This is a genomic window from Bartonella sp. AA86SXKL, assembly GCF_042196885.1.
This window is the reverse complement of sequence record NZ_JBHIRE010000480.1, coordinates 1-321: the sequence shown is the minus strand read 5'-3', so window position 1 is coordinate 321 and position 321 is coordinate 1. Positions and strand designations below refer to the sequence as shown.

At 37.4% G+C, this 321-nt stretch carries 1 protein-coding gene; it reads right to left on the bottom strand.

All coding sequences use genetic code 11. The features are described from left to right. Positions 1 to 321: peptidylprolyl isomerase (locus ACFIO5_RS12765; protein ID WP_375705605.1), on the bottom strand; the 321-nt coding region annotated here is incomplete at both ends.

Below are 321 nucleotides of genomic sequence, written 5' to 3'. Positions count from 1 at the left end.
GTTGTTTTGAAAACTCAGCCGGTATATTGGGATAATTCGAACCTCCCATACCAACGCGTTTCAGATCGAAATCTATACCACCTTTTTTTCCAAACTTTACATCACCAGTTTGTGCCATAAAGCCAGGAATAACACGATGAAAGACAACATTATTATAAGCTCCCTCTTCTGTTAGTTTTTTGATTTGTGCAACATGTTTGGGTGCTAAATCAGGAAGCAAACGAATAATCACATCACCATCTTTGAGAGATAAAACAAGAAGATTTGCATCATTCGCTGGGCTAGAATTATCAGCGATAGCACGCAATGAAAAAAAACAAA